Genomic DNA, 24,789 nt, shown 5'->3' on the forward strand with positions numbered 1-24,789 from the left:
TACGGCGAGAAACTAAACCTAATTTTTGAAAAAAATTATTACATTAATATGAACAAGGAGATAGAACAACATGACAAAAGAAGAACAAGAAATCGTCCAATTGATCTCAATCGCTGGCGAAAGCAAAGCTAAAGCCTTTGAGGCGCTGAAATGCGTCAAAACAAAAGATTATGACTTGGCTAAGGGACTGATCGAAGAATCCCGCAGCCTTGATTTAGAAGCCCATAATATTCAAACGGAGCTAATTTCTCGTGAGTTGAATGAAGAGGTGGAGTCCTCGAATGTTGGATTATTGATGGTTCACGCGCAAGATCATTACATGACCAGTCAATTGGCTCGTGATTTGATCGAAACACTTATTTCAGTATTGCAATAATTAAAAAAATAAAGATAAAGGGGTAAAGAACATGAAAATTTTATTATGCTGTGCCGGAGGATTTTCGACAAATATGTTGATGCAAAATATGCGGAAGGTAGTGCAGCAGAGTGCCAAGTTGAACGATGCAGACTTTGATTTCACCGCGATTCCGGCGGATTCCATCGAAAGTCAAATTGATGGCTGGGATATTGTTTTAGTTGGCCCGCAAATCACTCATAAGATTGACTTCATTAAATCAATTCTTGAGCCGCGTGACATTCCTTATGCAGTAATTGATAAAGATGTTTATGGACAGATGGATGGTGCAACCGTAATGAAGCTTGCATTAGTGACGCATAAGAAACATCAGCTAGCTAAACAAGTCGTTTAATCATATCTGAGGAGGAATACTATGTTCGCAAAATTTGAGGCTTTTATGAACCGATTCTTCGTCCCATTAGCGCATAAAGTTGATAATCAACGACACTTGAGTGCGATCAAAGCCGGGATGGTTGCCATGACACCATTTACTATTTTAGGAAGTTTCTTTGCGATTCTGCCAGCATTACCGAATATGCTGGGGGAGTCCAACGCCTTTAGCCAGTTTATTTTGACTAATGCTGAGCTTTTCAATCTGCCAGTTACCTTATCGACAGGGTTGATCGGATTGTACGCTTGTGCGGCGATTTCCTATAATTTGGGGAATCATTACAAATTATACATTCCTGGTGCGGTGACTTTGTCGCTATTCGGCTTTTTGTTTATGACTGCTGTGTTTGATGAGAATGGTCTGTTAGATATTACGAACTTTGGTGCCAAAGGGTTATTTACGGCAATGTTCGTCGCGTTGATTACGGTGGAATTATACAATTTCTGTAAGAAGCACAACATGACGATCCGAATGCCAGAGGGGGTACCAGATTTTGTTTCCAAATCCTTTGAACTGATTCCTGTCACTTTGATTGTAGGAGGGACCTTTATCCTCGGACGTTTTGCATTGATGCAAACGGCTGGAGAACTTCCGCCGACGATCTTAACTCGTTTCTTGTCGCCGTTGGTTGGCTCAATGGACAATCCTTGGTCAGTACTGGCGCTGAATTTCTGTATTTGTTTGATTTTCTTTTTTGGGATTCATTCATCGGTTTTCAGTCCGATTACTCGTCCGATCATGGTGGCATTTATTGCCGAAAATATTACGGCTTTTCAAGCAGGTCAGCCGATTCCGCATTTCTATACGGCGGGAGCATCAAGTGCTTTCTTCGGCTTTACGGGTTGCGGTATCTCGATTGGCTGTGTCATAGCTTGTCTGGTTTCAAAATCCAAACGCTATCGCCAAATCGGCAAGGTTTCACTGTTTCCAGCCTTGTTTGGTATAAATGAACCCATTCTCTTTGGTGCACCGATTATTTTAAATCCCTTGATGTTCATTCCGCATGTCTTTGGCGGTGCGATCATTGGAACGTTGCCAATGTTCTTTATGCATTGGGGCTGGTTGAACAAGCCAGTCTTTGACCCGCCGTATGTGGGTGTTTTCCTAGAGGGCTTTTTAACAAATGGTGATTGGCGGACTATTTTAGCTAACGCATTGCAATTGGTTCTAGCCGTCGCGATCTATGTCCCATTCTTCAAGGTGATGGAACGGAATGAGTTGAAGGACGAAGCGAAGAAAAAAGAACAGAAAAATATCTTCGACCAAGGCGATACCGATATTTTGGATGGTTTGGACTTAGACTTCTAGATTGGAGTATTACAGATGAGAATTGAGAAAATCCAACAACTTTTACAAGAGTCGGGGAAGGACGCAATCATCATCAAAAACCGTGAGAACAAAAAATATTTTGGTTCGTTAGGAGGCAGTGGCATCTATCTAGTTGTCACGCCTTCTTCACAGGTACAGTTTTTTGATGGTCGTTACCGGCAGGAAATAAAAGACTTAACAAATGGCTTTGAAAATTTCGAAGTCCCGCAGGGCAGTTATCTGCCAAAGATTTTTGAGTGGCTGCAACAACAGGGGATTAAGCAATTAGCGATCGAGCCGAATGGATTGTCGATCCAAGAATACCGTGCGTTTTCGGAAGAATTTTCCGTCGAAATCTGGTCACATCAACTTCAAGAAATCCGGGCGATCAAATCAGCGGAAGAAATTCAACTGATTAGAAATGCCTGTGCCTTAACCGATGAGATTTTTGCTGAATTAGTACCGGAAATCAAAATCGGCATGCCGGAAAATGAGCTAGGAGCGTTGATTCATTATCTTTCATTGAAAAAGGGAGCCTCAGCGATGGCCTTCGAGCCGATTGTTGCCAGCGGTCCTCGCAGCGCGTTGCCTCATGGACGCCCAACAAAGCGAACGTTTGAAAAGGGGGATTTTATTACGATTGATTTTGGAATCGTCTTGAATGATTACCAATCAGATATGACGCGGACGGTGATGCTCGGCGAGGCTGATAATGAATTACAAACGATTTATCAAGTAGTAAAAGAAGCGCAACAAGCAGCTTCGGACTTTATTCGTGAAGGCGTTACTGGTCAGGAAGTCGACGCGGTGGCTCGTAAGATCATTACTGAAGCTGGTTATGGCGACTATTTCAGTCATGGATTAGGGCACGGAATCGGCATGGGCGGCGATGTGCCGATCTTGAATCCGAAGAGTCAAATGGTGTTGAAGGAAAATATGGTGATGAGCGTTGAACCGGGGATTTATCTGCCGGGGATTGGCGGTGTGCGGATCGAGGATGATGTCGTGATCCAAAACGGTGTCGGAGTCGCCTTGAATCAAACAACGAAGGAATTAGTGAGCGTAGGTGAATGCTATGTATGATTTGGATAAGGTGATCGACCGCAAACAAGGCAATGCCCGTAAATGGAGCAATCAAGTATTAAAGGAAAAATTCGGCTTAGCTGAAGACGCGATTCCAATGGATTTAGCGGATATTGATTTTGAAGTCGCACCCGCGATCCAAGCGGCCCTCATGAAACGGGCGAGTATCGGCGACTATAGCTATTCCTATGTACCGGATGAATTTTATCAGGCGGTGATTGATTGGAATCAGCGGCGCTATGAGACATACATCGAAAAAGAATGGATCAAGCTGACCTTTGGGACAGTTTCAACCTTGCATTATATCGTGCAGGCTTATACCGAAATAGGTGACGGGGTTCTGATCAATACGCCTGCCTACGATCCTTTTGCGGAAGCCGTAGAACATAATGAACGAAAACTTTTTTGCAGTTCACTGATTAATCGTGATAATCGGTATTATCTTGATTTTGCAGATATGGAACGACAAATGCAGGAAAATAAAATCAAGCTATTTATTTTTTGCAGTCCGCAAAATCCTTCTGGTCGCATCTGGACGAAGGATGAACTGTTTCGTTTAGCAAAATTATGTATTCGTTACAATGTTCTCTTAGTCTGTGATGAGATCCATCGCGATATCGTCTATAAAGGACAAACATTTACCTCGATTTGGAACGCCCATCCCGAGATCGCGCAACATAGTGTTTTGTGCCTGTCACCGAACAAAGGCTTTAATCTAGGTGGCCTAAAAACCTCTTATGTGGTGATCCCGAATCAGCAAATTAGAGAAACACTGCTGGAGCAATTACAAAAAAATTCCATCACCTCGCCCCATGTCTTTGCTGTACCGGCTATTGTAGCCGCCTACAATGAAAGTGAAGCGTGGCTGGATGAAATGATCGATTATGTGGCAGAAAATATGCAAATCGTTTACGATTTCTTTACGGAAATCCCAGAAGCTAAAGTAATGCCGGCCGAATCATCCTTCTTAGCTTGGATCGATGTTCGCAAGTGGTTTAAGGACGAGACAGACATGCTGGAATTCTTTCGGCGAGCGAATTTAACGATGGTCGTTGGCAGCTATTTTGTTCAGGACGGCGAAGGGTTTGTTCGCTTGAGTATCGGTATGCCGAGAGAATTATTGTTAGAGGCATTAGGGCGGATCAAGAAAGAATATGTTCGAAGCATGGAGTATGCTTAACTTTCGAAGACTAGCGCATTTTTTAAGATGCTCTGGTCTTCTTTTTGTGCTCCTTCACTAGAGCATCGCAGACTTCTGTGGTACAGTGAGTCAGTGTGAAACTTTAGAGGAGGACAAGATCCTATGCGAAATATTAAATTAACGATTGAATATGATGGCAAGCGCTATTTAGGCTGGCAGCGTTTGGGGGATTCAGAAAAAACGATTCAAGGAAAGATCGAGAGTGTGATCGCGCAAATGACCGGCGAAAAGATCGAGATCGTTGGTTCAGGACGAACAGATGCGGGTGCCCACGCTAGAGGGCAAGTCGCGAATTTCAAAACGAATTCGGAAATGGCCCGCAATGAAATGCTGACCTTCTTCAATCGTTATTTGCCAAGCGACATCGTAGTGAAAAAGGTTGAAGAAATGCCGGAGCGCTTCCATGCACGCTATAACGTGAAGGGCAAGCAATACAGCTACTACGTTTGGAATGATCCGATCCCAACCGCTTTTGAACGCTATCACAGTTTTTACGTGCCCCAAACACTGGACATGGATAAAATGAATGCCGCTTGTGAGAAATTAGTAGGAACCCATGATTTCATCGGTTTTTCGGCATTGAAAAAAACGAAGAAATCCACCACGCGGACAATAGAGAAAATTTCGATCGAACGAGAAGGCAGTATGCTGCGCTTTACCTTTGTCGGCAACGGCTTCTTACACAAAATGGTCCGGATTTTGATGGGGACGATTTTGGCGATCGGTGCTGGAAAGTTATCAGTAGATGTGATCGATGAGGTACTAGAAAATAAAGTTCGCACGGATGCCGGTGAAACAGCGCCAGCACAGGGACTTTTCTTAGACGAAGTTTATTATTAATTGTAAAACTGGTTTTGGACGCTTTCGTGTCTGAAGCCAGTTTTTTTCGGTGCTTGCTTCCTTTCTAGCCTATAATGAATATATCTAACGGGAAAGAGGGATCGTTGATGAAAAAGCTGTTTTTGATTTCGTTGTTTCAAAACGTTTCAGGATTATTGAAATCGGTTGAAGAAGTGAAGGGCAAGTCCGTAACCTATATTCCAACGGCCAGCAAAGTTGAGAAGCTCGGCTTTTTTATCCGCATCGGCAAATGGGCGTTGCGGCTTAGCGGAATGAAGGTAGAGGAACTAGAAATTTCGCAAGCAAGCTTTGAGCAGATTCGAACAACTTTAGCAAAAAATGACTTCATTTTTGTAGCCGGTGGCAATACTTTTTTCCTACTTCAAGAATTACGCCGAACAGGAGCGGATCAGCTAATTATTGAGGAGGTAAATAAGGGCAAGCTGTATATTGGAGAGTCCGCAGGTGCGATCGTTGCTTGTCCGGATATTGGTTATTCTTCTATTATGGATGATCCGAAAAAGGCTGCTGACTTGACTGATTACACTGGCTTGGGTTTGGTTGATTTCTACGTGATTCCCCATTATCAGAGTCGGGAATTTAAGGCCTCCTCCGAGCAGATGGTGCAAGAAAATCAGGATCAGAAAAAATTAGCGATTATCAATGATCACCAGGCGATTTGGGTTCGGGATGAGGAGGTTAAGCTTTTAGAGAGATGATAAATAAAACAGCAGATTGCAAGTCATGAGAAACTCGCAATCTGCTGTTTGTTTTAACTTCTCAACCCGCGTCCACGGTCAATCAAATACCAGCAGACGCTATAAAGCACCACGATAAATAATACTAAAATGGACATAGAGACCACGATCGACACATCCATCACCCCAAGGAACCCATAACGAAAACCAGAGATCATGTAAACAATCGGATTGATTTTTGAGACTGCTTGCCAGAATGGCGGCAGCATGGAAATAGCATAGAAAACTCCGCCAAGATAAGTCAGCGGTTGTAAAACAAATGTCGGAACAATTGAGACGTCATCAAAGGACTGAGCGAAGATCCCGTTCAACAGTCCGGCTAACGAGAATAAAATAGCGGTCATCAACAAGGTGATGACAACAATCGCCCATGAATAGACATGCAGCGGCACGAAGAACAATGAAATGATCGTGACAAGTGTGCCGACCATGACACTGCGGCCAACTCCGCCGATTACAAACCCCCAGATAATGATATGGGTTGGAACGGGTGCTACTAAGATTTCCTCGATATTCTTTTGAAATTTTTGCGAGAAGAAGGATGACGAGACATTGGCGTATGAGCTAGTGATTGCCGACATCATAATTAGACCTGGAACGATGAATTCCATGTAAGAAAAGCCAGCCATATCACCGATTCGTCCGCCGATCAAATTACCGAAGATCACAAAATATAAGGACGTTGTGATGACCGGCGGTACTAAGGTCTGAACCCAGATCCGCAGATAGCGATTGGTTTCTTTGACTGCCAGACTTTTAAGGGCAGTAAAATAGAGATTAGACATGATTTTCCTCCGTGATTTTTAGGAAAAGTTCTTCTAGACGGTTGGATTTATTCCGCATAGAAAGGACTTTGATCCCTTGATTTGTTAGCTGTTCGAAGAGTTCGTTGATTCCTTGATCTCGCACGACTTCGACTTCTAACGTTTGATCATCCTCAAAGGTATGTTTGAAGCCAGTGATTACCGGTTGCTTGTCATAAGGTTCAAGATCAAAAATAAAGGTTTCAAATTGCAGCTTCGCTAACAAAGATTTCATGCTGGTGTTTTCGATCAGTTCGCCCGACTGGATGATCCCAATGTTGCGACAAAGCATCTCCGCTTCTTCTAAATAGTGAGTCGTTAAGATGATCGTCGTTCCATTCGCATTCAATTCTCTTAAAAATGTCCACATTTCCCGTCGCAGCTCGATATCGACACCAGCGGTTGGCTCATCCAAAATCAGCAGGCGTGGTTCATGCATCAGGGCGCGCGCAATCATCAAGCGGCGCTTCATTCCGCCAGACAGCATTCGGGCACGGACATTACGTTTTTCCCATAGGTCAGACTGCTTCAAATATTTCTCACTGCGGATCATGGCCTCTTTGCGGGGGACGCCGTAATAGCCCGCTTGATTGACTACAATTTGCTGTACGGTTTCAAAGGGGTTGAAGTTGAATTCCTGCGGGACAAGGCCGATTTGCTGCTTCGCCATGACCAACTCTGTGTCCAAATCATAGTCGAAAACTTTTACTTTACCGGCGGTTTTATTGACTAAAGAAGTGATAATCCCGATGGTCGTTGATTTGCCAGCACCGTTCGGACCTAACAGCGCATAAAAATCGCCTTCCTCAACCGTCAGATCGATCCCTTTTAAAGCCTCTACACCAGTGGCATAGACTTTTCTTAAATCTTTTATTTCAAGTGCATTGGTCATTTAGTGTATTCTCCTCATTTCTTTAAGGTAATGAATTTACTTGCTTCAGTTTCGTTTCATCCAATTCTTTATTCTATCATTGATTTTCCTGATCACAAGCCTGAAATGCTTGATTCGACTCGGAATATTTTTGCAGTTTTTTCTAGCATATTTGTTAAAATGAAAAAGAAGAAGCGGAGGAAAGCGCATGTATTTAGAAAAGTTGAAGTACTTTATTGACTTAGTTCAAACCGGCAGCTTTACGAAGGCTGGAAAAAAGAATTTTGTCTCTCAAGCAAGTATTACCCAACAGATTCGTTTATTGGAGTCCCACTTTGCCTGCCAGTTGATTGATCGTTCGACGATCCCCGTAAAGCCGACGGAAGCTGGTAAAATTCTGTATCAAGAAGCGCTGCAATTAATTCAGCAATATGATCGATTGACGCAACGAATGACTGATTATAATGAACAAAGAAATCGGGTTCGAATCGAATACACCTCGATCATGGATATTCAATTGTTTTCTCAAATCATGCAAGATAAAAAGCTTGAGGAGGAAAACATTCTATTAGATGTAGAAAAGGTTCCGCTTAAGGGAGTCGCTGAAAATTTGTTAAATCATCGGTATGATCTGGCGATTAGCTTCGACTCGGAATTTTTTGAAGAAAAACAAATTCAAACACTTCCCCTGTATTATGGAGACTACTGTGCAGTGGTTGGCAAGAAGCATCCTTTTTTTCATCAAGAATCACTAACACTTGAGGAATTGTACGAACAACCAATTGTAATGCTTTCGCCAGAAGCGATCGGAAAATCGTACTATTTGATGCTGGATCACGCATTGCAAGATGGCTATGCTCCGAATATTGCAAAGGTAACAAATGATATCGAGACGGAAATCTTTCTGATTCAAAACAATGAGATGCTCGGGTTTTTCCCTGAAAACTACCCATTGATCGAGGAGGATATGGATCTGAAGTCCTTGCGAATCGAGAATTCTCATCATCAATTTTCGATCGTACTTGCCTATTTAGCAAATGAACAAAACGCCGCTGTCCAGCGATTATTGGAGCTGTTTAAAACGTGATAACTTTTGCTTATGGGGCATTAACTAGAGGTATTGGTATTTGATCACTAAATCACATATGCTTAACTTATCAAAGATGAGGAGGCGTCATTTAATGAATAAATTGATTTTGACAGGTGTAGATGGCAATTTAGGCGGGCAAGCAGCCGAGTATTTATTGACGATCGCAGAAAAGGACCGTTTAGTTTTTTGCGGCTATGATCCAGCTTCGTTAGAAAAATTTTCAGCCCAAGGCGTAGAAACACGTGAAACCAATTTCAATCATGTCGAAGGATTAGCCGAAAAATTTGCAGGCGGTGAAGTATTGGCACTGATTTCAATGCCTTTTGTAGGAGAAAAACGGCAGGCAGCCCATAAAAATGTTGTTGATGCCGCCAAAGCAGCTGGCGTGAAAAAGATCATTTATACTTCCTTAGTGAACGCGGCAGATCCAGAGAATCCAAGTATTGAGAAAATTGATCACGCGTTTACAGAGAAGTACATTGAAGAAAGCGGGCTTGATTATATTTTCTTGCGCAACTCTCAATATGCTGAAGCCATGATCACGAATTACTTTACCTATGTAAAAGGTGATGGTGTGCTAACTAACAGTCAGGGTGATGGGAAGGTGGCTTATATTTCCAGAAAGGATTGTGCTAAAGCTGTTGCTTACGCTTTAAATAATCAAACGCTGCATCATCAGATTCTAAATATCAATGGAAAAGAGTTAATGACGATCAGCGACTTTATCGCGATTGGAAATGAAGTCACTGGCAATAAGGTCAGCTATAAAGAGATCTCAGATGAAGAAAACTATGCGGTATTTGATGCAATGGGTGTGCCACGAACGACTGAAGGAAAGTTCAAAGAAGATTCGGAAGCGCCATTCTCTTCGGAAGGGATGGTCACTTTTGCTCAGGCGATTCGTGAAAATAAGATGGCCGAGCACACCGATGATTTTGAAAAATTGACTGGTGACACGCCGCTGACTGTTCGCTATATGTTTGAACATGCAGAGGAATTTCAGGTCGGCGAACGGCATTCGAAAGATGTGTAAGGTATAAAGATGAAGTATCTCGCTTATTTAGTGTAGGTGAGATGCTTTTTTATTATGAGTCATTTTGACAATCAATTTCTAATGGTAGAATAAATGAAAAAAGAATGCGAGGGTCAGTTATTGGGAGTAATTGGTGTTTACGGGATTGTAATTGGGATTGTTGGGTTATTCTTTTTGATTTATGGGTATTTTTTGTATCGCAAGAATCAAAAAATCAAGGCGCGGATCAAGGAGGCGTATGGTAAGAAACCTGAATGGAAGTTGGATGAACGGGATTATGCTAGTATGAAAAACTATTATTTACGCAGGAAATCTGCTGGTCCGTCGATTGATGATATCACATTCAATGATTTGAATATGGATGAGCTCTTTAAACAAGTAAAAAACACTCAATCCAGTATTGGAGATGAATATAGTTATTACTTTTTTAGAAGACAGAGCAATCCAGATGTCGCTCATTTTGAAGAAGCTGTTCAGTATATGAATGAACAGGCAGAAGTACGTGAAAAATTACAGTTTGCTTTTTATCGGATTGGGCGCAAAACCAATAATCAGCTAATTGAATTATTATTGGAGCCGAATAAATTTCCAAAAATAGCCATGATACCGATTGATTTAGTAACGTTGATCGGAATAGGAAGTTTGATTTGGCTGGCAGTAGACATTGATTACGGTATTTTAGCTGTCTGTCTTAGTTTTTGTTTAGGCTTGATTCTATTTTCGCTTGTTCTGCGGAAGATTTATCAAGCCTTTGAGGCGATGGGGATGTTTACACGAATGGTTCGAGCGGCGAAGCTGATAGTAAAATTGGACCTTCCTGTTTTTAAGGAAGAAACAGAAGGGGTGCGAAAAAATCTTAAGGTGTTTAAAAACATTACGGGACTGGCAGATTACATCGTTCAAATTTCCGGCTCCTCTAATAGTCTGATGATGATCATTACTTCTTATTTTTCTTTGTATGGCTATGCCTATTATGTGATGGTCCGAATGTTTCAGAAGTATCGAAAGGAGGCATTGAAATTGTATGAAACGGTTGGATATATTGAATTGTGTATTTCGATCGCGTCCTATCGGGAAAGTTTGCCTTATTACTGTCAGCCGAATTTCAGCAATACGAATGAAGTGGCGTTTGAGGAGATCATTCATCCGCTATTGAGAGAGCCGGTTCCAAATTCTCGCAGGATGAGAAATAAGATATTGATCACCGGTTCAAATGCCAGTGGGAAATCGACCTTTGCTCGAACGTTAGCAATCAATGTGATCTTTGGCCAGCTGTTCAATACTTGCTTGGCTAAAAGCTTTTGCTTTAAACCATGTGTTGTCTATAGCTCGATGAATCTAAAGGATGACATTGTCACGGGCGATAGTTTCTATATGGCGGAGATTAAGTCGTTGAAGCGCTTGTTGAAAATTGCTGAATCCTCAGAGTATGTCATGATTTTTATGGATGAAATGTTTAAAGGGACGAACATGGTCGAACGAATTGCTGCTGCTTCGATTATTTTGAGGAAATTTTCTGAATTGAATTGTTTTCTTTGTTTAGCAACACATGACGTAGAACTAAGCCAAATCTTAGGTGAACGCTATGAAAACTACCATTTCCGAGAGGTTGTCACAACGGACGATATTTTATTTGATTATATGTTGCGAGAAGGTGTGACGACCGGTAGTAACGCGATTAAACTTTTGGCCTATTGTCAATATGATCAGGAGATCGTAACGCAAGCGGAAATATATGCTGAACGATACCGAGTGTCGGGAATGTGGAAAAGTTTATAATTGAATCTCAAAGCCGTATCCAGTTGGAAGGATACGGCTTTTTTATGTGTAACAATATTTTTGGTGTTACTTTGCTTATTTTTTTAACTCTGATTTTATTAACATTTTTATTTTATTTAAGTAAGTAAAAAATAATCCGTACAAAATTATTTTTACGCGTAGTTTAAATAATCTCAGTTTATCAACTTAATTTTAAGTGAAAAGAATAATTTTATGACTTAAATTTAACCTCTTATTCTGATTATCCGCCTCTTACTCCCCAAATATTGTTTAAAGAAAATAGTATGAATATAATAAAAATGATTTTAAAATGATTTTCTGTATTTATTTTATAAGTGGAAAAGATTAAGTATTCCTAATAATGAACGGGTAAAATTATTTGCTTGCTTTTAACTTTTGAAATGAATACATCAAATGAGGAAGAGGAGGGGATTGTGCATTAAAGGAGATGAAAAAGTCATAAGTGAAAGGAGGGTATCATGAAAAAGCTTAAAAGTCATTGGTGGCCACTGTTTTCGATTCTGTTGATCCTCTTATCCAGTTTTCCTCTTCAAACGATTGCGGAGAATTTACAGCCTGCTGAAGAGTGTTGTGTAAGGAATTTGCACTTAACGGACCTTGAAGGGAAGAAGCTGCCACAAGAAATTGATGCTGAAACAGCAATAATTGCGCAATTTGATTTAGTCATTGCCGGAAATGAAAAAAATACTTTGGAGTTGCCAGCAGAGATTACAGTCAACGATCAGATGCTTTATCAACAGGAAGAAGTCACTGTTTCAATTGAAGACAATCAGTTGCTCCTAATTAATGACAGTGATCAAAACGTTTCTATTGAAGGAATGAATGTTGAATTTAGGTTGAAGAAACACGTTGATTCATTGTCACAAACAACGTTGAACTTCTTTAATACCTTTAAGTTCAATCTAAATCTCAAGCAAGAACAGGCAACGAAAGAATCAGCAAGTAAAAAAAATTCGATCAAAACGAGTAAGAATGAAAATAGTCAGCAAATAAAACCTTTTGGTGGTGAAATCACACCACTATCGGGAAATGATAAAACAGGTTTGATCACGGATATGTTATTGAACAACATTTACATCAAGAATGGTAGTAATCCGCCCGTTTATATTGTTCAGAATGGTGTGAAGCAGCCTTCACCGCCGACCGTAAAAGTTGGTGATGGTGTGTATTTTGATTATACCTTTACGGTTCCTTCTGCTGCGAACTTAAAGGATGGCGACTATATTTATATTGCACTGCCAGAAGAATATTTCAACTTTTCTAGTGTTAGTAATACGGTTCCCTTTTCTGAGGAAGGTGGAGAGAAAATCGGCGATATGACATTAGAAACGATCGCTGGGAAAAAATATTTGAAGATCACCTTCAATCAGGCGGTGGAAACGAACTGGAACGGATTACAGGATTGCTATGCAAGAGCATACGGAACCGCTAGTAAGGAAAGTTCCAGTGGTCAGGTAGGAAATACTGAAACAGGCCGCTATCCAATTGAGATTGAACCAAAACCACCTGAGTCGATTTCAGAGACACCTATTGGAGAGCAAAAAACCATCACAAAAAACGGTTCTGCTACTAATAACAGTAATGAAGTTTATTGGAACATGCCATTGATGATGGATAACTACAAAAAGGCGCTTGAAGGGGACACACCTAATCTATATAAGAAAGTTGTCTTAAAGGATCAGCTTGATTCATCACTGACATTATCTAGCTACAACATTTACATGAATATCTATGCGGTGAATGAAGATGGAGACATGACGAAAGATCCAATTGGACAAATGCAAATGTTAGGACAAGATAATGCTCCAAGTACGGTGCCTTTAGAATTGCTGACACAGAATCCTTCTGAATCAGATGCTGACTTCGAGGCTCGGATTGAAAGCCATACCTATCCCTGCTATGGAGTGACTTCTGGCAATCTGTTAGTCATGAATTTTAAGGATTTACCTAATATGAGCAATGATAAAAGTAATGGTCTGCTTCTATTTGGTAATGGAACGAAAAGTGCCAAAGAGCGGATATGGGATATTATCCAAGCGGCTGTTGACAGTGGGAAGATGAGTGCCTCTCGTGGTGACAAAACCAAAGAAGCTTACGAAAAGTATTTCAGTCATGATAGTGGTCAAACCTTTGACAATTATCCCTTTAATATTGTTACTCGCATCTATGCTCGAACGACTTTAGGTGAAGGATCAATTATTGAAAATAAAGCAACAATTTATTGGGAAACCAATACCGCAGGTGAAGAAAGTGATATCAGTAAAGTCACCGTTAGTAATTGGGGCGGTGGGGCAACTCGTGTACCGCCAACCACATTCCGTTTAAAAAAGATGGATAAGGATACTCAAGTTATCTTAAAAAATGTCGAGTTTGATTTAAAAAAAGAAACTCCAGCTAATTCAGGAAATTATGTCACAATTTCAGGCGGAAATAAGAAAACCGACAGTAACGGAGTATTACTTTATGAAAATTTGACAGACGGGAACTATTGCTTAGTCGAAGTGAACAATCCCGATCCGCGTTATACGGACAAGTTGGAGATCATTCCACCAGATGGGAAGAATGAAGCAGGGAAGTATTATTTCACGATTGATAAAACTGCGGCAGAAGGTGTTGCTGTCAGTGCCTACAACGAATTGGCAAAAGGGAAAATCACTTTAATAAAAGAAGATGAGGATACAGGTGAGAAATTAAACGGTGCCAAATTTACTCTTCGCAAGAAGGATGGTAGTGAACTTGTGACACCGCAGGTTTTATTAGAAACAGGGAAAAACTACAAGTATCAATATAACGATACGACAAAACAATACGAGCTAGTCGAGGATACCGGATCAACCAGCAGCAAAGGTGAGATTACGGTCTCAGGCCTGCCGCTTGACGAGTATTATTTCCAAGAGGAAGCTGCACCGGATGGCTATACCTATGATGACAACGGAAAATCTGGTTCAGCAATTCTCACTGACGATGGCGACACGGTCAGTGTAACGAGAGAGAATCGGCAAAAAGTCGGAAAGCTTAAACTGACGAAAAAGAATCCGGATAACGAACTGTTAAACGGTGCTGAATTTGAATTGTATTTAGTCAATCCAGATACTTCGGAAACCAAAATGGGGACAAAATTTGTTACTGGTAAGGACTATGAGTACAAGTACAATACGACCAGTAAAAAATATGAATTTATCGAAAGTACCGGAACGAAAGGCGAGATCAACATCACCGGCTTGCCTTTAGGGAAATACTACCTGCTAGAAACTAAAGCGCCAGATGGTCATAAAATCGTCGGCGACGGCAAGACTGCTACTGCTGAGATTACGGATGATGGTGTCTTGATCACCTATGAGGTGACAAATGATCGCGCAGAAGGCGGCGTAACGCTGGATAAAAAGGATGCCACCAATGATAAGAATTTGAAGGGCGCGAAATTTAAAGTAGCTACCGATAGCGCTGGTACTATTTTCTTTGCTCCAGAAGAATTGGAAGTTGGCGATGGAACGGCAGCTAAAGGAACCTACAAGGCAGTCAAAACGGGCTCGACTTGGAATTTCCAATTAGAAAACGTCGTAACACCAGCCGGAAAATTAGTGATTATTGGCATGCCGGAAGGAACCTTCTATTTTGTAGAAACCCAAGCACCGACTGGCTATGTTCAGCTTTCTAAACCAGTAGCATTCACCATCACCGGCGGACAATTAGCTTCAGCCAATGTAGTAACGGTTGAAAATCATCCGAAGGGCACATTGCCTGAAACTGGTGGTAATGGTCATTCATTGATCATTGGGCTGGCAGTCGTTTCCTTCATGATCGTGCTCTACTATTTTGCGAATGAACATTTCAAGCAAAAAAAGGCAGGTGATGGACGATGAAATTGAAACATATTTTTTCTCTGTTAATGGTCTGCATGATTGGTCTTTTCTGGACTCAATCAGTGAACGCAGCCGAAACACAAGTCCATCTCCATAAACGATTATTTGTAAATCAAGAAGCGCCTAACCAAATCAATCAAAGCGGCGAACTGGGAAGTGCAGCGCTGCTGAAGGACTCCTATGGCGTCAACGGTTCGACCTTTGCCATCTTTGAAGTCAGCGAATATCTGAACAGTTTGAATACTCCTTTGGATCAAGCCAAAGAGTTTATCGCTGACGAGGTCAATGTTTTACGTGGTGAGCTGGAGGTATTAGCAACACCGACTCATGCGGATCTTGCAGCTATCCAAGCTCGTTATCAAGGAATCAAATTCCTGCAAACCAAAGAAACAGCAAAGGGTAGTTTTACTGATAGCAACGGAAATAACGTGACTGAAGATGGTCTGCTCTCCGTTTCATTGGAGACAGGCAATCAGCAAATTTATCTGATTGTTGAATTAGACAGCGGCGACAGTTTACCCGTTGATCATGACGGATTGTCCAGCTATTTAGTGCTAGACAGCGAGTTATTCGCATCTGGAGCAACGCATGTCTACACCAAGAACCGAGCGTATATACGTGAACCGTATTTCATCAAAATGGCGCAGGAGCATGATGGTTCAACCAAACCATTAGCTGGGGCAAGCTTCGTTTTATCGAAGAATGAGAAGGGCGAGAAATTCTACTTGAGAACTACTGCTGGCTCAGTCAGCGACTGGCTTTCTGGAAAAGAAGTCACCGAATCGCCTTTAAAAGATGACCGCGTGAAAAAAATGATTTCTGATCAAGAAGGGATTGTTCGAACGAATCTCGGCTTGAAAAGTGGAAACTACCAATTTGAGGAAGTCGCGACGGTTGATGGGTATGAAATTTCTGAGCAGGCACGAAAAATTTCGGTGGAGATTCCAAAGGATCAGCGGCAACTGATCCGGATCAATGGGGTCGAAGTCGGTGCGTTATCGCAAAAAGAGAAGCTGCCAGTTGTTTACAACAATCGTGTAGCTGGAAAGAAAACATTCCAAAAAGTCGATGAAAAATCCGGTGATGCTTTAAAAGAAGCAAGCTTTGTTGTAGCGAATAAAGATACGCTTTATCTAACGAAAGAAAAAAAATGGGTCACAGCCGAGTATGGCAATGAGCACACGGATGAGCTGTTGATTTTAACATCCAACGATCAAGGGATCTTAGAGTTAGATGGGATAGAATACGGCAACTATTCCTTGTTAGAGGTCAAAGCACCGGATGGCTACTTTTTACCAGAAAATCATTTTATTGATTTTGAAATTAACGCGGTTAGTGGGGAAACGAAGGAACCACTGAAAATCGTTAATAAGAAAGGTGAAAATAAGGAATTGCCTTCCACAGAGACAAAGGCAATTTCCTATCAGTTACCCAATCGGCGATTGCCGCAAACGGGAATGACACAGTCAATTTATTTAGTTGTTATTGGTTTTATCTGTGTTCTCACAGTAATTATTTTTAATAAAAAGAAGAAGGATGCCAGTTCCACTTGATGCTTTAGCACAGTAGTGGAATGGTATACGGCTTGAAAATCAGATTGATTTTTCTGTAAGGAAAAATAAATACATTAAAATGAAAAAGGAGTATTAGGCATGAAAATGAAGAGAAAGATTTGGGGAATACTGGGCGTTATTATCTTCATGGCAAGCAGCTTTGCTGGACTATTAGGTACTGGTCTTGTCGCAGAAGCAGCACCAACAAATGTAGAAGTAAATATTTATAAGGGTGCGTATGATACAAAACCAGCAGATATTCAAAATACCGGGGAAAAAGACGAAGACTGGCATACGGACAATGGCGGTCGTCCGTTGAAAGATGTTGGGTTTACCGTTTATGATGCAACAGAAAAATTTTACACATTAGCAGCAGCAAATCCAACTTGGACAGTCAATCAATTGCGTGATGCAATTGCTGCAGCTGGAGAATCTGGTCTAGATGAAGCCGCAGCTGAGCAAACCACGGATCCGTCAGGGCATACTAAATTTACATTGCCAGATAAAGTCACAGTCAGTTCTGTAGAAAAAGATGCTGTCTATCTATTCGTTGAAACGTCTCGTCCAAGTAACGTTTCTAATGCGAATAAAGCAGACAACATGGTCGTGATTTTCCCAGTCTACAAAATGAATACAGACGGCACACCTACAAACACTGCATTGACAAAAATTTTCTTATATCCAAAAAACGTTCAAACGGATGATATTGATGTTATCAAAGAAAAAGAAATTAAAGATGATTTTACTGTTGGTGAACCAATTGAATTTAAGATCACATTTGATGTCCCAGTTGGGATCGACGGGTTAGCGAATACCGACCCTGCGAATCCAATCTATCGTTATACAAAATTCGCATTGCGTGATGAATCAGAACCAAACTTGCACTATTTAGATAATCAAGGTCTTTATGTCGTTGAATCGAACGGTGACTTAACAGCAATTAGCGATGTTGATTTCTCTGTTGTTGAGGATCCGAGCGGCACACCAATCAATACTGGTTATGACAATATTTTCCATGTGTTTTTCAACACCGATAATGACTTGAGTAAAGTAACACCAAATGTTGTAAAACTTGGCAAATACGCTGGCAAAAAATTAGTCTTCAAATACCGGATGTATTTAGATGAAACTACTACACCAGATGAGTGGATCGATAACCAAGCAACGCTGACCTATAAAAACAAAACAACTGGTAACGATGAAGTATTGCCTTGGACAGGCGATAACGTGATTACTTACGGACGCCGTTTTGAAAAAGTCGATCAAGATAACGGCACTTCTCTAGCTGGAGCTAAGTTTATCGTTAAACGTAAAAACAATGGAGTAACTGAATACATGGTCGCTGCGGCAACACCAAGCAGCCCATCTCGTTGGTCAACAACCAAAACGGATGCATTAGAATTAACTTCTGACAGCAGTGGATTGTTCACCGTTACCGGTCTTGAAGGAACAGTGAGCCATGATGCAACAGGAACCGATTTGCCTTTAGACACAGTACCTGGCAGTTCTTCAGTGGGGGATCCAACACATCCGGCGACAGTCGGTAAGGAATTAGTCCAATACTGGTTAGAAGAAACGCAAGCGCCAAGCAATGAGTATGTAGCATTAACGACAGATATACCTTTTACCGTTGACTATGGAACTTATACTGCAACGATAAAAGTTGGCGATGAAACAGAAGTAAAAAACAAACGTAAAGGGACATTACCAGGGACTGGTGGCAGTGGTATCTACGCGATTATTGCAGTCGGTGTGGTAGCTGTAGTAGCAGTCGGAATTTACTTCTTACGTAACAAAGAAACAGTTGAAGAATAAACCAAGCAATTGATCATTCATAGACCGGGATATCAATCATTAGTGATTTGAATCTCGGTCTTTGTGTTAAAGGGGAGTGGCTCAATGAAAAAATGGCAGAGAAAAATTATGATCGATGTCCTGATGATGCTGATTTTAATCGTTGGGATCGGAGCCATTTCGTATCCTTTTATTGGAAATGCCGTGATGTCGTATCTTGATCAGCGAATCATTGAGGAGGCTCAAGAAAAGGCGAATCTGGAAGACCAGAAAAATTTAACGGCCGCCCAGAAAAAAATGGCTGATCAGAATGCCAAATTGGCTTTGGAAGGGATCAATGCTGGAGGCGATCCTTTTTCCGGAAAAGAAGATGAGAAAGACTTCGCGAAAAATCCTGATTATTTATCGGACCATACGATTGGTACGATCTCGATTCCTAAGATTTCTGTCAGTTTACCGATTTTTGATCAAACGACCGATTTTTTTCTCGAGCGAGGGGCTTCTTTGCTGGAAGGAACCTCTTACCCGATTGGTGGAAAAAATACTCACTCAGTGATTTCGGCACATCGCGGATTATCAAATGCAAAATTTTTTACGGATTTGCCGGAACTAAAAACGAGAGATCTCTTTTACATCGAAATTGGAGGAAATACGTTTGCCTATAAAGTTGTGAAGATTCAAGTGGTTAAACCAGAAGAAACGGAGCAACTACGGATCGAAGCCAATAAGGATTTGGTAACACTCCTTACTTGTACCCCTTATATGATCAATTCCCATCGTTTATTAGTAACGGGAGAAAGGACCAAACTGCCTGCAGATGCAAAACAAAAATTAGCTGCTCTAAAGCAAAAACAACGATTGCTAGTGTTTTTTGTAGTTGCTGCAGGGATAATTGTTGTTTCTGTGATTCTGTATCTTTTTTGGCGACGTATTAAAAATCGGATTATTGCCCATCATTATTATAAAATTTCGATTAATAATGCTATGAATGACATTTATAAACTGTGCTATAAAAAAAGTAATAACCCACTGTATCTCGCAGAACAACCGATTATATTACATCCTAATTCTGATGGTGTTATAAATGGGGTTAATATTAAAGGGGGGAAGTACGTATTAAACGGAGAAAAACAACAATATTTACTATGGATAGATAAAATTAATCAAACGAACTTTTCGTATATAATAAAAAACAAAAGTAATTAAAGGAATTATATTTGTTTTTTATGTATAATATTCTGGTAGGGTCGGGAGGTTTTTTCTATCAAAATTAAAGTAGATATCATCGATCATGGAGAGGAAGAGCTCACGTTAAAGGTCAAGTCATTGGATGATGATTTGTTGCGCTTGATTAACTCTTTGCAAATGAAAAATGCTTTTCTATGGGTAAACAAAGATGAACAGCTACATAAAATAAAATTAAAGGATGTTTACTATTTTGAAGCGGTAGAGAAAAAAGTTTTTTTGTACACAAAAGATGAAGTGTTTGAGATCAAGGAAAAACTCTATCAGTTGGAAGACAAATATAAAGACACCCAGTATATTCGCGTCTCTAAGTCAGTTATTCTTAATATCGAAAAAATTGAATTGATTAGCCCGACCTTCAATGGGCGCTTAATCGTCAAGTTGAAGAACGATGAAAAGATTTCCATTTCGAGAAATTATGTTCGCAACTTAAAAAATCAATTAGGGATGGAGGACTAAGTATGAATAAATGGGTTGTCATTCGAGAGTTAACCATTATTTTTTCGTTCATATTTACCTTGAGTATCGTGTTTGCACTTTTTACTGGCGCAAAGCTAACGAACGAAAATGTTTCTTCTATCCTGATTTTTTCATTGATCGTGGGCGTTGGTTGTGGCATTTTCTATATCGATCCTTTAGTGGATTTATTGGGAATCTTTTGGGTTCAAGTTACCTATCTTTTTATTATTTTTATAACCTTCATTGGCTGTAGTCAGTTTTTTGAATGGAATGTTCCCTCAACGATTATGCTTTGGGCCTTTCTAGTTATGATCGGCGGTTTTTTTATCGGTAAAGCCATATTATTCAGTGTAAGTGTGAAGATGACTGAACAAATGAACAAGCAATTAAAAAAGAAATTTCAAAAAAAGGATCATGAGTAAATTAAGAGACACACAATAAATAAACACCAAAGAAGAGGTGAAATAAATGGTATCTGTACTACTTTTAACCAAGAATATTTTGGTTGAACAAAAACTTCAAACGAAACTGCAACGGTTAAATTATGAAGTTTTTTGCTGCACGAATATGCTTTATTTAATGACACAACAGTCAAAAAAATTACCGATGATTAGTTATTTTGATTACATTATTCTAAGTGAAACGATCTCTGAAAATGAATTGCAGCAGCTCCTAGTTTTGCTTCCAGAATCCAAGATTATTTTACGCAAGCTGGAAAAAGAACCAGAAAAACAAGTGGAAGGCATTCATGGTTGGATTAGTGAAGAAGCCTCAGTCGAAGAGTTACGGGAGAATCTTTGTCAGTGGGAAAAATGTCCAAGCTCACAGGAAGTCATTTTATCACTTGTAGGAAGTCGGATCGGCAATACTGGTGAAACAACTTCCACTGGTTCACTATCCATATCCAAATTGGAGCGACGCGCTTTAGAGCAGCTTTATCAAGCGAATGGCAAGGTGATTTCTAGAGAAGAACTTTGTGAGTACCTCTGGTCGGACGGCGCAACAAAATCGCGGTTAGCCCAACTTTCGATTTTAATTAAGAAATTGCGCATCGCCTTTAAAAAAGACGGCGTGTCTGGAGAAACAGTCCAAACCTCTTGGGGAGAAGGCTATTTGTTAACGAATACTGCGTTGGAATATTATGAGCAGGAGCGAGAACAAGAAGCCCTTCTTTCCTAAATCAGTGATTAAAGAGGCCAACTCATAAGTGTTCAATCGTAAGAAATAAGAAGGAATTTCCGAAAATTACTAAGAAATACAGTGACATAGGAACTGATGGTAACTGGTGCCTACTGGGTGCTTCTCAAAGTTTAACGGATTTTCGGCTTATTTTTCCGCAGATACTACTTATGAGTCATCGTTTATTTGTGAAAAGGAGCTGATCCGAAAGTCTAAAAGACTTTTGGGTCAGCTTTTTTAGTATATTAAGAAGCCTACAACACCTGCTACACACATTAACAAGATGGGATTGGGTTTGAATTTTCGTAGAATCGCGAAAGAAACAACGAACAAAATCGCGGCTTTCCAGTCAAATTGTGAAAGGATGTGACTGGAAAATTCTGAGGTCTCGAAGAAGGTCAAAAGCAGGATTGTAAAACCTGCTGACATTATCAAACCAACAGAGGAGGCTTTCAAGCTTTTCAAGGCGCTTGAGACATAAAGTGATTCGTGATGCTTTTGGAAAAATTGATACAGGCCGATTGAGATGATACAGCCACCTAAAATACAGCCAACAGTAGCAACGATCGCACCAAAAATACCATCAATCTGCATTCCGACAAAGGTTGACGTATTGACGGCTAATGGGCCAGGAGTCATTTGCGAAATCGTAATGATATCGCTAAATACTTTCTCGTTTAGCCAACCTTGTTGATGGACAACCTGTTCTTGAATTAAGGGAATGATCGCGTAGCCGCCGCCGATACTAAATAAACCGATTTTGAAGAATGGCCAAAATAATTGCATTATGAGGCCTCCCTTGTTTGTTGAGAATACGTATGGATGAGACAAGCACCAACACTAAATAATAAAATATAGATCACATTTAAGTTGAAAAACGCGTTGGCAACAAAGGAAACTGGGACCAAAAAGCTCAATAATTTCGAGTTTTCCTGCTGAATCAGCTGATACATATCAACAACGATATCAATGATTAAAGCTGTCACACAGGCCTGCATTCCTTTTAGGACCGCCATCACGGTTGTGTTTGCGGCAAATGCAGCATACCAGTTAGAAATAAAGCCTAAAATTACTAGCGGAGGGATGATCGAACAAATTGCACTGATGAAAATTCCTAAAGTACCAGCCACTCTTTTTCCAGCTAACACACTTAAGTTGATAGCGATGGCGCCAGGTGAGGATTGGGCGACTGCGGCCATTTCGATTAGTTCATCGTTGGAAAACAAGCCCTTCTTCTCGACATAATACTTGCGGATCATAGGAACGACCACATAACCACCGCCAAAAGTAAAGGTGCTAATAAATAGATTGATCGAAGCCAACCATAAATAGAATTTTAGTTTTGTCATGGAAACAACCTTTCTTTCTGCTTTCTCTTAAGTATAAGTCTTGGGTTGCCATGTGTGAAATGATATTATTAGTGTATAACTATGAAATGAATTCATGTCAAAGGAGCAGCTATGAACTTTAAACAATGCGTGATTTTTCGTGAAATTGCGAAAACCAACAACTTCACGAAAGCAGCAACTAATTTGTATTTAACACAGTCAGCCGTTTCTCATGCGATCAAAGATTTAGAGGAAGAAGCAGATACTCAGCTTTTCGAACGACTGCACCGTAGTGTGAAGCTGACGCCTGCTGGCGAATTGTTTTTGCGGGAGATTCAACCAATCATTGAAGAATTTGAGTCTGTGGAAGCTCGTTTGCCTGATTTGGAACAACAGCCGCCATTAAAAATCGCTTCTTGTATCACGTATGCGCAAACTGAGCTTCCTCAGTTATTGCACCAATTTAATGCAAGTTATCCAGACACACAGTTTAATATCCAGGTTTTTCCTGCTGCAGAATCGATTGCTCGTTTAGAAAGTGGTGAGGTTGATTTAGCCTTTATTGAAGGACAAGTCTCGCAATCTTCCTTTCAAGCGAAGCGAATTGCGGATTATCGGCTATGCGTAGTGGCCCATGCCGCTTTAGAAGAGGAGGAGCTTAGCTTCGCTGAACTTTTACAACGCCCGCTTTTATTGCGCGAAAGAGGAAGTGCGGTTCGGGAAACGTTTGAATCCTTTGCTGTATTACAGGGCTTTAAGCTGTTTCCGGTTTGGGAAAGTGTCGATTCACAGGCGCTGATCTCAGCAGTCAAGGCTGGATTTGGGTTGTCTGTCTTGCCTTACCGGTTAGTCAAGGAAGAGATCTTGCAAAAAAAGTTAACGGAAGTGAAAATTATGGACTGGCACCTAACGAATGATATTTCAGCCTTGATACGTAAAAGTCGGTATCAATCACGAATAATAGCTGATTTTTGGGAAATGCTGCATCAAATAAACTAGGTTCATACAAGTTTGTTTGTATGACTTTCTAAAATAGCCACTATATATTAAACTATTGATTAAAGAGAGGGGTTAATCAAATATGAAAACGACTGCTGAATTAAAGGCAGAAGCGAAAGATGCGTTGAGAGGTAAATGGGGGCAAGCGGTTATTTTAAATCTTATTCCGACACTGCTGACCATTGCTGTGATGTTTTTTGTTGTCTTGTCTGGGTTGATTTGGTTTTTTATCCATGGGTCAAGTGATGGCATGATATCTTCTGTTTCAGAGTATCAGCAAACTAATGCTAGTGGTGGTGGAACAAGTTTAGTGTCCTCAATCATTAGCGCATTATTCATGAGCGGAATATCTTGGACTTATTTAGATTTGCTAAGAGGTGAGCGTACGCAAATCGAACCAATGAAAGACGCGTTTCGCGGATTTCAAGGAGTATTTATCGGTGGCGTGATTCTATTAGCATTGCTTACGAATATATTTACGACCTTGTGGACATTCCTATTTATCATTCCTGGAATTGTAAAAGCTTATGCGTATTCGCAAAGCTACTTTATCTATTATGATCAAATCCAACAAACTGGTGAAAAACCAAAAGTGTTGGACACGATTACTGCAAGTCGTCATTTAATGATTGGTCATAAGGGACGATTGTTCTGGCTGGATGTGACATTTATCGGTTGGTATATTGTGACGGCTCTAACTTTAGGTATTGCTTATTTATGGGTGGCACCGTATATATCTGCTACGAAAGCTGCGTTCTATGAAGATTTGCAAAAGAATATCTAAAAAAAGGCTG

General features: G+C 40.5%; 23 protein-coding genes. 19 read left to right on the forward strand and 4 right to left on the reverse strand.

Going from position 1 to position 24,789, the window contains the following annotated elements; translation table 11 throughout:
- Nucleotides 1-70: 70 nt before the first annotated feature.
- The 7 genes from IGI44_RS02305 (at nucleotide 71) to IGI44_RS02335 (ending at nucleotide 5,939) form a co-directional block, all read left to right on the forward strand.
- Nucleotides 71-376, forward strand: coding sequence for a PTS lactose/cellobiose transporter subunit IIA (locus IGI44_RS02305; protein WP_216409962.1), 306 nt, complete (start codon nucleotides 71-73; stop codon nucleotides 374-376).
- Between the two features lie 31 nt (nucleotides 377-407).
- A complete protein-coding gene (locus IGI44_RS02310; RefSeq protein WP_216409963.1) occupies nucleotides 408-749 on the forward strand; it encodes a PTS sugar transporter subunit IIB in 342 nt (113 codons plus the stop codon).
- Nucleotides 750-770: 21 nt separating this feature from the next.
- Nucleotides 771-2,096: a PTS sugar transporter subunit IIC gene (locus IGI44_RS02315; RefSeq protein ID WP_438786146.1), complete on the forward strand. Its 1,326-nt coding sequence runs from the start codon at nucleotides 771-773 to the stop codon at nucleotides 2,094-2,096.
- A 15-nt stretch (nucleotides 2,097-2,111) separates the two neighbouring features.
- Complete coding sequence (locus IGI44_RS02320; protein WP_438786147.1) at nucleotides 2,112-3,179, forward strand: M24 family metallopeptidase; 1,068 nt, start codon at nucleotides 2,112-2,114, stop codon at nucleotides 3,177-3,179.
- A complete protein-coding gene (locus IGI44_RS02325) occupies nucleotides 3,172-4,359 on the forward strand; it encodes a MalY/PatB family protein (RefSeq protein ID WP_438786148.1) in 1,188 nt (395 codons plus the stop codon). Before IGI44_RS02320 ends, IGI44_RS02325 begins: the two co-directional genes overlap by 8 nt.
- Nucleotides 4,360-4,482: 123 nt before the next feature.
- Complete coding sequence (gene truA / locus IGI44_RS02330) at nucleotides 4,483-5,220, forward strand: tRNA pseudouridine(38-40) synthase TruA (RefSeq protein WP_438786149.1); 738 nt, start codon at nucleotides 4,483-4,485, stop codon at nucleotides 5,218-5,220.
- A 107-nt stretch (nucleotides 5,221-5,327) separates the two neighbouring features.
- Nucleotides 5,328-5,939 carry a Type 1 glutamine amidotransferase-like domain-containing protein gene (locus IGI44_RS02335; protein ID WP_438786150.1) on the forward strand — a complete coding sequence of 204 codons (612 nt, stop codon included), beginning with the start codon at nucleotides 5,328-5,330 and terminating at the stop codon, nucleotides 5,937-5,939.
- Nucleotides 5,940-5,992: 53 nt separating this feature from the next.
- Here IGI44_RS02335 and IGI44_RS02340 read toward each other — a convergent pair whose 3' ends face one another.
- Together IGI44_RS02340 and IGI44_RS02345 are read right to left on the reverse strand one after the other, a co-directional pair.
- Complete coding sequence (locus IGI44_RS02340) at nucleotides 5,993-6,763, reverse strand: ABC transporter permease (protein WP_216410401.1); 771 nt, start codon at nucleotides 6,761-6,763, stop codon at nucleotides 5,993-5,995.
- Entirely contained in the window at nucleotides 6,756-7,673 is a 918-nt protein-coding gene (locus IGI44_RS02345) for an ABC transporter ATP-binding protein (RefSeq protein ID WP_438786151.1), read from the reverse strand. Before IGI44_RS02345 ends, IGI44_RS02340 begins: the two co-directional genes overlap by 8 nt.
- A 187-nt stretch (nucleotides 7,674-7,860) precedes the next feature.
- Here IGI44_RS02345 and IGI44_RS02350 point away from each other — a divergent pair, with 187 nt between their 5' ends.
- The 10 genes from IGI44_RS02350 (at nucleotide 7,861) to IGI44_RS02395 (ending at nucleotide 21,668) form a co-directional block, all read left to right on the forward strand.
- Nucleotides 7,861-8,739, forward strand: coding sequence for a LysR family transcriptional regulator (locus IGI44_RS02350; RefSeq protein ID WP_438786152.1), 879 nt, complete (start codon nucleotides 7,861-7,863; stop codon nucleotides 8,737-8,739).
- 94 nt (nucleotides 8,740-8,833) lie between these two features.
- On the forward strand, nucleotides 8,834-9,775 hold the full coding sequence (locus tag IGI44_RS02355) for an NAD(P)H-binding protein (protein WP_438786154.1): 942 nt from the start codon (nucleotides 8,834-8,836) through the stop codon (nucleotides 9,773-9,775).
- A gap of 93 nt (nucleotides 9,776-9,868) precedes the next feature.
- Entirely contained in the window at nucleotides 9,869-11,554 is a 1,686-nt protein-coding gene (locus tag IGI44_RS02360; RefSeq protein WP_438786156.1) for a MutS-related protein, read from the forward strand.
- 479 nt (nucleotides 11,555-12,033) lie between these two features.
- Entirely contained in the window at nucleotides 12,034-15,438 is a 3,405-nt protein-coding gene (locus IGI44_RS02365) for a SpaA isopeptide-forming pilin-related protein (protein WP_438786157.1), read from the forward strand.
- Entirely contained in the window at nucleotides 15,435-16,991 is a 1,557-nt protein-coding gene (locus IGI44_RS02370) for a SpaA isopeptide-forming pilin-related protein (protein ID WP_438786158.1), read from the forward strand. Before IGI44_RS02365 ends, IGI44_RS02370 begins: the two co-directional genes overlap by 4 nt.
- A 99-nt stretch (nucleotides 16,992-17,090) precedes the next feature.
- The gene (locus tag IGI44_RS02375) at nucleotides 17,091-18,806 is read left to right on the forward strand and encodes a SpaH/EbpB family LPXTG-anchored major pilin (protein WP_438786160.1); all 1,716 of its coding nucleotides are present in this window, start codon (nucleotides 17,091-17,093) and stop codon (nucleotides 18,804-18,806) included.
- A gap of 84 nt (nucleotides 18,807-18,890) precedes the next feature.
- Nucleotides 18,891-19,991 (forward strand): class C sortase, encoded by a 1,101-nt coding sequence (locus IGI44_RS02380; protein WP_438786161.1) that lies wholly within the window; start codon nucleotides 18,891-18,893, stop codon nucleotides 19,989-19,991.
- Nucleotides 19,992-20,111: 120 nt separating this feature from the next.
- Nucleotides 20,112-20,489, forward strand: coding sequence for a LytTR family DNA-binding domain-containing protein (locus IGI44_RS02385; protein WP_438786162.1), 378 nt, complete (start codon nucleotides 20,112-20,114; stop codon nucleotides 20,487-20,489).
- A 2-nt stretch (nucleotides 20,490-20,491) separates the two neighbouring features.
- Nucleotides 20,492-20,911, forward strand: a complete 420-nt coding sequence (locus IGI44_RS02390) for a hypothetical protein (protein WP_438786163.1) — start codon at nucleotides 20,492-20,494, stop codon at nucleotides 20,909-20,911.
- A gap of 46 nt (nucleotides 20,912-20,957) precedes the next feature.
- The gene (locus IGI44_RS02395; protein WP_438786164.1) at nucleotides 20,958-21,668 is read left to right on the forward strand and encodes a winged helix-turn-helix domain-containing protein; all 711 of its coding nucleotides are present in this window, start codon (nucleotides 20,958-20,960) and stop codon (nucleotides 21,666-21,668) included.
- A 237-nt stretch (nucleotides 21,669-21,905) separates the two neighbouring features.
- Here the strand turns inward: IGI44_RS02395 and IGI44_RS02400 are convergent, their stop codons facing one another.
- Nucleotides 21,906-22,454 (reverse strand): chromate transporter, encoded by a 549-nt coding sequence (locus IGI44_RS02400; protein ID WP_438786165.1) that lies wholly within the window; start codon nucleotides 22,452-22,454, stop codon nucleotides 21,906-21,908.
- On the reverse strand, nucleotides 22,454-23,017 hold the full coding sequence (locus IGI44_RS02405) for a chromate transporter (RefSeq protein WP_438786166.1): 564 nt from the start codon (nucleotides 23,015-23,017) through the stop codon (nucleotides 22,454-22,456). Before IGI44_RS02405 ends, IGI44_RS02400 begins: the two co-directional genes overlap by 1 nt.
- Before the next feature lie 111 nt (nucleotides 23,018-23,128).
- On the opposite strand from IGI44_RS02405, the gene IGI44_RS02410 reads away from it, so the two are divergent.
- Entirely contained in the window at nucleotides 23,129-23,995 is an 867-nt protein-coding gene (locus IGI44_RS02410; RefSeq protein ID WP_438786167.1) for a LysR family transcriptional regulator, read from the forward strand.
- 82 nt (nucleotides 23,996-24,077) lie between these two features.
- Complete coding sequence (locus IGI44_RS02415) at nucleotides 24,078-24,779, forward strand: DUF975 family protein (protein WP_438786168.1); 702 nt, start codon at nucleotides 24,078-24,080, stop codon at nucleotides 24,777-24,779.
- Nucleotides 24,780-24,789: the final 10 nt, after the last annotated feature.

This window comes from Enterococcus sp. DIV0756 (assembly GCF_051710745.1).
Lineage (GTDB): Bacteria > Bacillota > Bacilli > Lactobacillales > Enterococcaceae > Enterococcus_A.

What these genes read in the sequence shown, in the direction of transcription:
- IGI44_RS02305 (WP_216409962.1), top strand. Translation starts at nt 71, where the DNA reads ATGACAAAAGAAGAACAAGAAATCGTCCAATTGATCTCAATCGCTGGC.
- IGI44_RS02310 (WP_216409963.1), top strand. Translation starts at nt 408, where the DNA reads ATGAAAATTTTATTATGCTGTGCCGGAGGATTTTCGACAAATATGTTG.
- IGI44_RS02315 (WP_438786146.1), top strand. Translation starts at nt 771, where the DNA reads ATGTTCGCAAAATTTGAGGCTTTTATGAACCGATTCTTCGTCCCATTA.
- IGI44_RS02320 (WP_438786147.1), top strand. Translation starts at nt 2,112, where the DNA reads ATGAGAATTGAGAAAATCCAACAACTTTTACAAGAGTCGGGGAAGGAC.
- IGI44_RS02325 (WP_438786148.1), top strand. Translation starts at nt 3,172, where the DNA reads ATGTATGATTTGGATAAGGTGATCGACCGCAAACAAGGCAATGCCCGT.
- truA (WP_438786149.1), top strand. Translation starts at nt 4,483, where the DNA reads ATGCGAAATATTAAATTAACGATTGAATATGATGGCAAGCGCTATTTA.
- IGI44_RS02335 (WP_438786150.1), top strand. Translation starts at nt 5,328, where the DNA reads ATGAAAAAGCTGTTTTTGATTTCGTTGTTTCAAAACGTTTCAGGATTA.
- IGI44_RS02340 (WP_216410401.1), bottom strand. Translation starts at nt 6,763, where the DNA reads ATGTCTAATCTCTATTTTACTGCCCTTAAAAGTCTGGCAGTCAAAGAA.
- IGI44_RS02345 (WP_438786151.1), bottom strand. Translation starts at nt 7,673, where the DNA reads ATGACCAATGCACTTGAAATAAAAGATTTAAGAAAAGTCTATGCCACT.
- IGI44_RS02350 (WP_438786152.1), top strand. Translation starts at nt 7,861, where the DNA reads ATGTATTTAGAAAAGTTGAAGTACTTTATTGACTTAGTTCAAACCGGC.
- IGI44_RS02355 (WP_438786154.1), top strand. Translation starts at nt 8,834, where the DNA reads ATGAATAAATTGATTTTGACAGGTGTAGATGGCAATTTAGGCGGGCAA.
- IGI44_RS02360 (WP_438786156.1), top strand. Translation starts at nt 9,869, where the DNA reads ATGAAAAAAGAATGCGAGGGTCAGTTATTGGGAGTAATTGGTGTTTAC.
- IGI44_RS02365 (WP_438786157.1), top strand. Translation starts at nt 12,034, where the DNA reads ATGAAAAAGCTTAAAAGTCATTGGTGGCCACTGTTTTCGATTCTGTTG.
- IGI44_RS02370 (WP_438786158.1), top strand. Translation starts at nt 15,435, where the DNA reads ATGAAATTGAAACATATTTTTTCTCTGTTAATGGTCTGCATGATTGGT.
- IGI44_RS02375 (WP_438786160.1), top strand. Translation starts at nt 17,091, where the DNA reads ATGAAAATGAAGAGAAAGATTTGGGGAATACTGGGCGTTATTATCTTC.
- IGI44_RS02380 (WP_438786161.1), top strand. Translation starts at nt 18,891, where the DNA reads ATGAAAAAATGGCAGAGAAAAATTATGATCGATGTCCTGATGATGCTG.
- IGI44_RS02390 (WP_438786163.1), top strand. Translation starts at nt 20,492, where the DNA reads ATGAATAAATGGGTTGTCATTCGAGAGTTAACCATTATTTTTTCGTTC.
- IGI44_RS02395 (WP_438786164.1), top strand. Translation starts at nt 20,958, where the DNA reads ATGGTATCTGTACTACTTTTAACCAAGAATATTTTGGTTGAACAAAAA.
- IGI44_RS02400 (WP_438786165.1), bottom strand. Translation starts at nt 22,454, where the DNA reads ATGCAATTATTTTGGCCATTCTTCAAAATCGGTTTATTTAGTATCGGC.
- IGI44_RS02405 (WP_438786166.1), bottom strand. Translation starts at nt 23,017, where the DNA reads ATGACAAAACTAAAATTCTATTTATGGTTGGCTTCGATCAATCTATTT.
- IGI44_RS02410 (WP_438786167.1), top strand. Translation starts at nt 23,129, where the DNA reads ATGAACTTTAAACAATGCGTGATTTTTCGTGAAATTGCGAAAACCAAC.
- IGI44_RS02415 (WP_438786168.1), top strand. Translation starts at nt 24,078, where the DNA reads ATGAAAACGACTGCTGAATTAAAGGCAGAAGCGAAAGATGCGTTGAGA.